The sequence below is a fragment of the Aliiroseovarius zhejiangensis genome (assembly GCF_014656375.1).
Classification (GTDB): Bacteria; Pseudomonadota; Alphaproteobacteria; order Rhodobacterales; family Rhodobacteraceae; genus Aliiroseovarius; species Aliiroseovarius zhejiangensis.
In genome coordinates, this window is record NZ_BNCH01000012.1 from 19,745 (window position 1) to 28,957 (window position 9,213).

The 9,213-nt window shown below is 55.4% G+C and carries 9 protein-coding genes; 3 read left to right on the forward strand and 6 right to left on the reverse strand.

Going from position 1 to position 9,213, the window contains the following annotated elements; genetic code table 11:
* The first annotated feature begins 92 nt into the window (after positions 1–92).
* Both IE188_RS16500 and IE188_RS16505 read left to right on the forward strand, forming a co-directional pair.
* Positions 93–2,177 carry an ATP-binding protein gene (locus tag IE188_RS16500; protein ID WP_229836951.1) on the forward strand — a complete coding sequence of 695 codons (2,085 nt, stop codon included), beginning with the start codon at positions 93–95 and terminating at the stop codon, positions 2,175–2,177.
* A 3-nt stretch (positions 2,178–2,180) separates the two neighbouring features.
* Positions 2,181–3,575 (forward strand): hypothetical protein, encoded by a 1,395-nt coding sequence (locus IE188_RS16505; protein ID WP_191287626.1) that lies wholly within the window; start codon positions 2,181–2,183, stop codon positions 3,573–3,575.
* 16 nt (positions 3,576–3,591) lie between these two features.
* On the opposite strand, the gene IE188_RS16510 is transcribed toward IE188_RS16505, so the two are convergent.
* The 4 genes from IE188_RS16510 to IE188_RS16815 all read right to left on the reverse strand — a co-directional run bounded on the left by IE188_RS16510 (position 3,592) and on the right by IE188_RS16815 (position 6,421).
* Positions 3,592–4,161 carry a recombinase family protein gene (locus tag IE188_RS16510; RefSeq protein WP_191287627.1) on the reverse strand — a complete coding sequence of 190 codons (570 nt, stop codon included), beginning with the start codon at positions 4,159–4,161 and terminating at the stop codon, positions 3,592–3,594.
* Positions 4,162–4,190: 29 nt separating this feature from the next.
* Positions 4,191–5,006, reverse strand: a complete 816-nt coding sequence (locus tag IE188_RS16515) for an AAA family ATPase (protein ID WP_191287628.1) — start codon at positions 5,004–5,006, stop codon at positions 4,191–4,193.
* 2 nt (positions 5,007–5,008) lie between these two features.
* On the reverse strand, positions 5,009–5,584 hold the full coding sequence (locus tag IE188_RS16810) for a Mu transposase C-terminal domain-containing protein (RefSeq protein ID WP_229836953.1): 576 nt from the start codon (positions 5,582–5,584) through the stop codon (positions 5,009–5,011).
* Positions 5,585–5,662: 78 nt separating this feature from the next.
* Entirely contained in the window at positions 5,663–6,421 is a 759-nt protein-coding gene (locus IE188_RS16815; RefSeq protein WP_229836955.1) for a helix-turn-helix domain-containing protein, read from the reverse strand.
* Positions 6,422–6,605: 184 nt separating this feature from the next.
* On the opposite strand from IE188_RS16815, the gene IE188_RS16525 reads away from it, so the two are divergent.
* Positions 6,606–7,205: a recombinase family protein gene (locus IE188_RS16525; protein WP_191287629.1), complete on the forward strand. Its 600-nt coding sequence runs from the start codon at positions 6,606–6,608 to the stop codon at positions 7,203–7,205.
* Positions 7,206–7,305: 100 nt separating this feature from the next.
* Here the strand turns inward: IE188_RS16525 and IE188_RS16530 are convergent, their stop codons facing one another.
* Positions 7,306–7,731, reverse strand: a complete 426-nt coding sequence (locus tag IE188_RS16530) for a response regulator (protein WP_191287630.1) — start codon at positions 7,729–7,731, stop codon at positions 7,306–7,308.
* Positions 7,697–9,127 (reverse strand): sensor histidine kinase, encoded by a 1,431-nt coding sequence (locus tag IE188_RS16535; protein ID WP_191287631.1) that lies wholly within the window; start codon positions 9,125–9,127, stop codon positions 7,697–7,699. Before IE188_RS16535 ends, IE188_RS16530 begins: the two co-directional genes overlap by 35 nt.
* Positions 9,128–9,213: the final 86 nt, after the last annotated feature.

The window sequence follows — 9,213 nt, forward strand, 5'->3', positions numbered from 1 at the left end:
CTGATAAATCCAAGGTTCTACACCACATGCAAACAGACATAGACCGACGTTTTCGCCCTAGAGCTCGAATTCTTCAGCATCTAGGAGATCAGTTGATAGGCACTCCACGACTTGCTGTTTTCGAACTTGTCAAGAATGCCTACGACGCAGATGCATCCCAAGTAGTTGTAGAAATCGCCGGCATAGGATCAGACGATCCCACCATCAGAGTAACCGATGATGGCTCAGGTATGTCGGTGGATACAGTCCAGGATATTTGGCTGGTCATTGCCCACGATCACAAAGAGAAACAGCTCTCCAAGAAAAAACGGACAGAAAAAGGGCGCTTGCCTCTCGGGTCTAAGGGGCTGGGTAGATTGTCGGTTCACAAGCTTGGCAACAAGATCCGCATGATTACCCGTGCAAAGCACGAGCAAGAGGTCGTTGTAGATATCGACTGGAATAAAATGATCGAGCATGAGTTCTTGTCTGATGCCGAAGTTGATATCGAACTACGCGATCCAGAAGTCTTTACAGGAGAGCTAACAGGTACCGAACTTCAAATTATGGAGCTTCGCGACAAGCGCTGGACGCGTGGTGAGGTCCGTCGTTTGTATCGGCAAATAACATCGATCTCCTCGCCATTCGGACAGGTTGGCCGAGACGACTTCCAAGCTATCCTGCAGGTCCCTGATGTTCCGCAATGGATCGAGCGGCTACCTGAACCAACAGAGCTTCTGAAGCGAGCACCATGGAAATACACGTTCGAGTTTGATGGCGAGAGTTTCTGCTACCATTACAGCTTTAGAGGCATTCCTGGCATCCAGCGGCAGGCAAGAGACGTTGAAGAGCGACAAGTGTCTCTCTTGGTGCCTCCGCCAGAAGCTGAGGATGACGATCCTCTTTTCAGCGGGAAAGCACAATCCACAAGTCTACGCAAAGTGATCGCTGATCTGAAGTCAATCGAAGGGATTGGTCCGATATCTGGCGAGTTTTACGTGTTTGACCTGACTCCACGTATTGCAAAGCAAATGGGTGAGACAAAGCTCATCAAAGACTTTTTGGACGAAAATGGGGGGATACGGGTCTACCGCGATGGCATCCGCGTTTACGATTATGGTGAGCGGAGCAATGATTGGCTCGGGCTTGATTTGAAGCGCGTCAATAATCCAACACGCGGACTTAGTCGCAATATCGTTGTAGGACATGTTTCCATCAACCAAGACAGTAGCTCCAGCTTAGTTGAAAAATCCAACCGTGAAGGCTTCATCGAGAACGAAGCTTATGAAAGATTTAGGAAACTGGTTCTGGGAGCTATCGATCCACTTCAAAGAGAGCGTGAGGTCGACAGGAAAGCTATTCGGGAACTCTTAGGAGAGGCACAAGACCCAGAAGTCCGAAGTATTATGGAGCCCGTCTCAAAGATTCGCGTTATTGCCAGTAAGAACAATCTGTCTGGTAAAATTGACCCATTGCTGGACCGTATTGAGTACGAATACGTTGAAATGAAGAATCGGCTTCTATCAACCGGCATATCAGGTACTAGCCTAGCCGTGGTTTTCCACGAGATCGAGCAAGGGGTGCGGTCACTTTATAAGAATATGGAAAACCATCCTGAGCTGGAAAGCATAGCGTCTCAAGTGGAAGAGATGATGAAGCTACTCGACGGTTTTTCCGACCTGTTGCGTAAGAAAGACCGTAAGCCAACCGATCTCAAGAAGCTCATACGAAGGGCGCGCGATCTAAACAAGATGCGGTTTAGGCACCATAATGTGAAGTTAATTTGCCCCGCCGTTGAAGATGACGCTCCTGAAGTTATGGTTTCCTGTTCATTCGGACTAACACTAGGGGCCATAACCAACATAATCGACAACGCTATCTATTGGATGCGTGCGAAGTGGCCGAATGAGGACGATACGGGGCGCTCGCTCTACATCGGCATCGATGAAGACTTTGACAATGGACCCGCCATCATCATTTCTGATACAGGCCCTGGCTTCCGCGACCTACCTTCCGAACTTGTTCGCCCTTTTTACACAAGAAGGCCAGAGGGCATGGGCATGGGACTGTACTACGCAAATATGGTGATGGAACTCAACGACGGCGCGCTTGTCTTCCCAGATCACTCGGAAGTCGACGTCCCAAATGATTTTGGTGGGGCAGTTGTCGCGCTTCAGTTTGCAGAACTTAAGGATTGATGGATGTTCTTACATTCCAGATTTGTCGTTGTGGACGACAAAGAGCATCACCTGAATGGCATAAAACAGACCTTGGACGCTCTTAGGCTCGACTGCCATTCTAAGCTGTACGACGATGAAAGCGTTGGCGATTGGGAGCCTCTACCGGGAACCCGTATCCTCTTTCTGGATCAAAACTTGGTCACTGGAGCGACATTCGGCACTGCTGATAACAAAGTCGCATTTACTGCAATTCAGGATGTAATAACGAAGATTATCAGCCCAGATAGCGGTCCATATGGCTTGGTGTTGTGGGCTGAAGAACCTGATCTGGAAAGCTTGAAAGCAAACCTTTTTGAACGCTTCAATGGAGACGATGCACGTTACCTTCCTGTATTCTTCGCCGCACTTCAAAAGGGCGACTATATCGATACGAATGACGGGACAATCAAAGAGCCAAACAAACTGCAAACCGATATCAGAGATCGGATGACCCAAAGCCCTCAAATGAAGGCGCTACTGAGTTGGGAAACTGATGTCGCAGTCGCAGCGGGAGCTGTCCTAAGGTCCATCGTTGATTTGGTACCGTTGGAAAAAAGACCGACAGCTGACTTTGGTAAGGAGCTTGGAGAAGTTCTGTACCGGATATCGCAAGCAGGAGCGGGGATCGACAGAGCACAGGAAAACCCCAGGGAGTCCATCAATCGTGTACTTGTTCCTATTCTAGCGGATCGCATAACAGAACATGACCCGCAAGGCGATGCAACGGCGTCTTGGGATGAGGCCTTGAACGCCCCGGAAGATCCAAAGAATCCTGTACCGATACCCGTTCAGGCCTCCGTGAACACAGCAATGCACATATCGTTCGCGCGGGCTGAAGGCAGCGTCCCGATAACACCAAAAGAGCTGGGGGCTGTAGTTGAACTGCCCGAAGGCGATCTGGATGGATTTCTCCAAGGACACTTTGGATTCGACCGCGCAAAGTTTTTGCAGGAACTCTTCAAGATAACTGAAGAAGAGTGGCAGGACTGTACTCCAAGGCTCATTCAAGTTGGGGCCGCATGTGACGCTGCGCAACCAAAACCTGGACCTCTGTTGTATCTCTTTGCTGTTGAGTGGCCATTCGCCAACGCTGATGGCCTTAAGGCAAAAGGCGTTAAGGGAGGTGATCCAAAGAAGAACCTTTCTTATGACTCAGGTAGGAAGCCAAAAGAGCTCGAATGGCAATCGCCGGTCCTTAAGATCGGAGATTTGCCGCAAGATGGGAAGATTTCAGTCTTCAAGAATCTTTCTATAGGACTACCTCCGGCAGAGGCCGAAAAATTGAAAACGGTCTACAGGTTTCGAGAGGAACTAGTTTCTCAACTGACACAAGATTATGCGCGTTATATTTCTCGTCCTGGAATTGTAACGCTGTAGAGATCGGCCGAAAACATCAAGTTATCGGGTCTGATAGCGCCTCACGCATAACACGGCTGATTGTAGATCGGTGAACGCCAAAGATACGCGCGGCCTCGGCCTCCGTGCGCTTGCCAGAGCGCACCATGTCGCGGATTTCCTGTCGTTGGTCGTCAGAGAGCTTCGGCTTGCGCCCCGGGTAACGTCCTTTCTTGCGCGCGCGCGCCAGACCGGCATGGGTGCGCTCCCGGATTATCTCGCGTTCAAACTCGGCGAAGACGCCAACCATTTGCATCATCATCCGCCCTGCGGGCGTGGTCGTGTCGATGGCCTCTGTAAGTGACCGGAATCCGGCCCCAGCTGCGTCGATCTTCTCCATGATAGACAAAAGGTCTTTCAAAGACCGTGAGAGCCGATCCAGCTTCCAAACGACCACAACGTCGCCTTGGCGGATCTGATCGAGCATCCGATGCAGCTCTGGCCGATCCCAACGGCCTCCGGACGCACGTTCCTCAAACACACGTTCACATCCGCCCGAGGAAAGCGCATCGAGTTGTGCGGCGGTAGCTTGTTCGTCGGTCGATACGCGGGCATAGCCTGTGATCACCAGCGTTACCTGGCGGTGTTCCTTCAGCGCTAAGTGGCGCCGATTACCAGCGTAGAGCGTGCGGCCTCGACGACGTCGTCAGTAACGAGTGATAGCTCATTGATCTTTAGGATGCGTTCTATTTGGACAAAGAGGCGATGCAGCAGCCGGAAGTTCCCGCCGGTGATGCGGGCAATGGATGCGATCGCCTGGTGATCGGTAAAGTCGGCGGCGTCCAGTTGCAGGCCGAGTTTCCGCCAGTGGCGGGTGAGGACGAAGGTCAGTTCATCCCCCTTCAGCGGGCGATAGTGGTGTGCGAAGCCGATCCGGCTGTAAAGCTGCGGATAGCGTTCCAGTTTTCGTTCCAGACCAGGCATCCCGATCAGGATAACGCCGATACCGGTCCGGTCGAAGATATCGCGCACATGTTCAAGACTTTGCGTTGAAAGTCGTTCGGCCTCATCGACTACCAGAACTTCGATAGACCCTTGAGTATGGCGTTCCGGAATAACCATGCTCGGGTTGAGCGCCAGATCGATGGAACCTTCTGCGCGGGCTATAAGACGGCGTAAATCTTCCCGAACCTCCCGAACCGGGCCGCCGACTGTCGGTGTGTAGAAAACTGTGCGTGACTTGGCCAATGCCTCATAGGCGATGGCGTCCGATGCGTCGCGTGGCCCCCACTCCGTCAGGAGCGGTTCGGCCTTGTCCCACCGGGCGAAACGCCGCGCCGACATCGTTTTCCCGACACCGGCCGTGCCGAAACAGATTCCGATATACCGGTGTTTCTGCACTGCAGTTGCGAACTCGACAAAGCGGCGATGCTCTTTCGTGGCGATGAATGTGCCATTGCGCTGTCCCGTCATTGTCAATCATCCGACTGATAGGTTCGGAGTTTCGACTTGCGTTGCGGTCGAGGCGCGGTCTCGGCCGCCCTGCGGGCTGTTCCCTCCGGGAAATATTGCGCAACGACGCCGACCCGTTCATTAATCTGCTGGCGCAGGGCCCGCCGCTGCGCCGCACGGGCTGTCTGTATGTCTTTCAGCGTGATCGTCTCATGGGCATGTTCCGGGCTGATGGCGCGGCACAGGAAGCGGTTCTTGTGGAAGACGCGGATCTCACCAAGGTCGCGCGGATCATATCGGATCGTGACGCTTTCGCCGACGTAGGGAGCAAGGATCGTGCTCATGAAGCGCAGCCCTTGAAAATGCACACCGTCGCGGCGCACGAGCCGAGGCTTCGCGACCATGACGAGCAGCAGGTCGAGGTCGTCGATACTGTCGGGCATTTGAGGAAGCCAGCCGTCGGCGCACCACGATGTCAGCGGCGGCAGCCCCGTCTCGCGATGAGTGCGGACATTGTAGGTCTCCGTGATCCACGCGCCGATGACGGCATCGAGATCGGCCAGCGACAGTTTCGGCGGGGTTTCTGGTTTCCCATTCACTATATTGCCGGACAAGTCCGAAAGCAGTTCTGTGTTCAGGGTGCCGAAGAACCGCTCGATCTTCCCGCGGCCCTGCGGTCACGCTACGGCGGAATGGATTATCTGGAACCGCAGGCTGGCAGCTGCCTGTTCGAGATGTTCGGATGTGAAGTCGCTCCCGTGATCGACATAGAGAATTTCTGGAATCCCGCAGATCGGCCAGTCCGGATTCAGCTTGCGCCAGATGGCCTGTCGAAGCGCCAAGGACGTTTGCAGAGCCGACGGTGCGCCGAGAAATACCAGGTATCCAGCGATTGCGCGGGAATAGTCGTCCATAATCGCAGTCAGCCAAGGCCGCACCGCTTTTCCGTTCGCGTCGATGATCAATATATCCAGCATCGTATGATCCGCTTGCCAGAGCGCATTCGGTGCACTCGCTCTGTGTCGGTGGATCAGCTCGAAGCGGTCTCGATAGGCGCCCGTCCCATCCTGCGCTAGCGTGACCATCGCAGGATCGAGTGCCTGCACGATGGAATGAACGGTGCCATAGGATGGGACCGGCCAATCCCTGCTCTTCGCAATCGCTTTGGCGCGTCGACAGATCGCGGCACAGGACAGCCGGGGCTTGCGAAGTGCCAGCCCCTCGATCAGAGCGATCAAGGGGTGGGGTAGTTTGCGAGTGCCGTAATCAGATCGCTTCCTGACCTTTAGCCCGTCCAGACCTTCCAGCCTGTAGCGCGACAGCCAGCGTTGCGCCGTCCGGATTGGCACATCAGCCGCGCGGGCGGCAGCGACCAGAGAAACGCCCTCTTCCAGATGAGGCCGCAGAGCGGCGAACCGGCGCATCGCTTCATCCACTCTGCTTCTCTAACCTGTCCGAAAGGGGAACGCTGAGCGGACGCCGTCCCGCCTCCGGGCCACACCCTATATTTGAGGGGAAAATCGATTCTCATTTAGCTGGTACGGTGATAGTATCATTGAACGGGCCTTTTGCGTTACAATTCTACATGGCTCCAGAACAATTTTCCCGAAGGACGCCCCCATGTCTGAAACTCGTATTGGATACGCCCGATGCTCGACCGATAAACAGGACCTTGCCGCTCAGAAGGCAACCCTTCTGCATCTCGGTGTGACTGCGGACCTCATCTATACTGACCATGGCTTGACCGGAACGAACCGCGAGCGGCCAGGACTGGCGCAAGCCTTGGCCGCCGTAAGAGCCGGCGACACGCTGGTGGTCCCGAAACTCGACCGGCTGGCCAGGTCGGTTCCGGACGCTCGCTCTATCGCAGACGAGTTGGCAAAGCGCGGGGTTAGGCTTGCCTTGGGGCCGTCGGTCTATGATCCGCACGATCCAATGGGAAAGATGTTCTTCAACATTCTTGCGACCTTCGCCGAGTTCGAAGCTGACCTGATCCGCATGCGCACCAAAGAGGGCATGGCAGTCGCCCGCGCTAAGGGGAAGCTGAAGGGCAAGAAGCCCAAGCTGTCAGATCGCCGCCAGACAGAGTTGCGGCGCATGTATGACACGGGCGACTACTCCATCAGCGATCTGGCAGAATTGTTCGATGTTTCGCGGCCGACAGTCTATCGCGTTCTACAACGGACGCCGAGCGCTGAAGTATCCATCGAAGCGCGCTAGCTGACCTTCGCCGCGTTCTACATCAACAACTGCTCTGCGGACTTTGCTGCCGTTCGAGTTTTGGCTGTTAAGGTCCGCTTTATGCGGTTTGCGACAGCCGTCATTCGTCCTTGGGGCTATCCGAGATTTTCACGGTTTCGATTGCGCGGCCAAGTTCACCCGAAAGCAGAGGCTTTGACAGCATCGCCAGCGGACGGATTGCCGCCCTCTCCTCGTCGGTCACCTGGTGCATGCTCCCGCTCACGATGATGGACGGAATATCCATCTCCGCACGAAGCACGAACGCCGCATCCTGCCCACGGCTCCCATCAGCAAGCTGAAGATCGACGATTGCAAGATCAGGAACCGACTTTAGGGCCATCTCGATCGCCTTCGTCGCGGTCGCGGCAATGCCGACGACGTCATGTCCCATTTCTTCGAGCTGCCCTTCCAGATCAAGCGCGATAAAAATGTTGTCTTCAATTACTAGCACTTTCAGAGCGGCGGCTCCCTCACTCGGGAAAATAAATGCGTGTCCGCCAGCCATTCTTGCCCTCTACTTCGATTGTCCCGCCCAATTGCGACGCCATCCCCTTAATCAAGCGCTGTCCGAGACCCGACGATGGTGACTTGATCTCTAAACGATCAGTAGACGAGCTTGTTCCGTCATCTGCGACCTCGAGAACGATCGTGTCGCCGCCGCTACGCCGTAGGCTGATGGTGACAGCGCCTTCGTCTTCGTTCCCGAAGGCGTGCTTGAATGAGTTGGTCACCAGCTCATTCACCGCCAGGGACAGTGTGATGGCCTTGTCGGTTGGAAGCCGGATCGGTTCCACGTCGAGCGCGATTTTCACGCCCCGGCCTTCACTCGAAAGCGAAGCGTCAAGGTGCTCTTTCAACCTTTCCATATATCTGTCGATCTGAACCGAACTGACGTCTTCGTCCTCGTAGAGCGAGGCATGGATCGCCGCTACGGCGTTCACGCGCGTCGTAGCGGCCTTGAGCGACGCGCGAGCCGCCGCGTCCTCGGTCGCGGATGCTTCCAGGTTAAGGATGCTCGTCACCATCTGGAGCGAGTTCTTCACCCGGTGGTTAACCTCTGCGATCAGGAGGTCACGCGCGCCGACCGCCTCGCGCAGGCTCTCTTCGCGTTCGCGGATCGATGTCGCGTCAAGCACGATGCCGACGATCCTGACATGCTGCGTATCCGGATCTCGAACAGATTCGCCGTGCCCAATGGCCCATCGCACGGTTCCGTCGGGGTGCATTATCCGGTAGTCGAGATGCAGGTCGGACCCAATGGTGCGACCGGCGCGCTCAATCTCGGCTATGGTCGCCCCATGGTCATCGGGATGGATGCGGTCAAAGAACTCCTGTGCCGTTGTGACAGTCTCTCCTGGTTCAAAGCCGAACAGGGCATCCAATTGCGGCGAGCGGGTCAGCCTCCCGGAAGCCGGGTCGAACTCGAAGTAGCTGAGCTCCGCACCGCGCATTGCAGCCCTTCGCTTCGCAGCGTCAGCGCGCTCCCCCAGAATGCTCCGCGTGACGTCTTCGGCTGTATGGATCACGTGGGTCACCCGTTCCGGCTCGGATGCGTCGGCGAAGACGGGTGAGTTCAGGATGCGCCAATATCTTGTGCCGTAGCGACCGTCGGCTTCCTGGACATCGTGCTGTCGCAACGGCATTTCCTGTGCCTCGCCAGTCGCGACAACTGCGTCTGTCGAGGCCTGCAATTCCGCCTCGGCGTCCGAGTTCGGATCATCTGGATTAGCTGGGAATGCCTCGAAAACCCGGTTCCCGATTAGTTCTTCGGGCTGGCGGCCCAGCATGGCGCAATAACGTTGGTTCGCCGCGACGATCCGGAGGTCCGGCGTGAACACCATCTGCGCCGTCGGCGCTGCGTCGAAAAAAATGCCCAGATCGATACCGCTGACTTCATCCATTCTAGTGCCCTCCGGCAGCACGATTTAGCGAGAGCTCAGCACAAATATGCAAGCTTCAGCGTGATGTTGGAAAAACGGATACCAAA

Excerpts from the sequence above, each read along its gene's own strand:
- IE188_RS16525 (WP_191287629.1), top strand. The coding sequence starts at position 6,606 with ATGTCTGAAACTCGTATTGGATACGCCCGATGCTCGACCGATAAACAG.
- IE188_RS16535 (WP_191287631.1), bottom strand. The coding sequence starts at position 9,127 with ATGGATGAAGTCAGCGGTATCGATCTGGGCATTTTTTTCGACGCAGCG.
- IE188_RS16505 (WP_191287626.1), top strand. The coding sequence starts at position 2,181 with ATGTTCTTACATTCCAGATTTGTCGTTGTGGACGACAAAGAGCATCAC.
- IE188_RS16515 (WP_191287628.1), bottom strand. The coding sequence starts at position 5,006 with ATGACGGGACAGCGCAATGGCACATTCATCGCCACGAAAGAGCATCGC.
- IE188_RS16530 (WP_191287630.1), bottom strand. The coding sequence starts at position 7,731 with ATGGCTGGCGGACACGCATTTATTTTCCCGAGTGAGGGAGCCGCCGCT.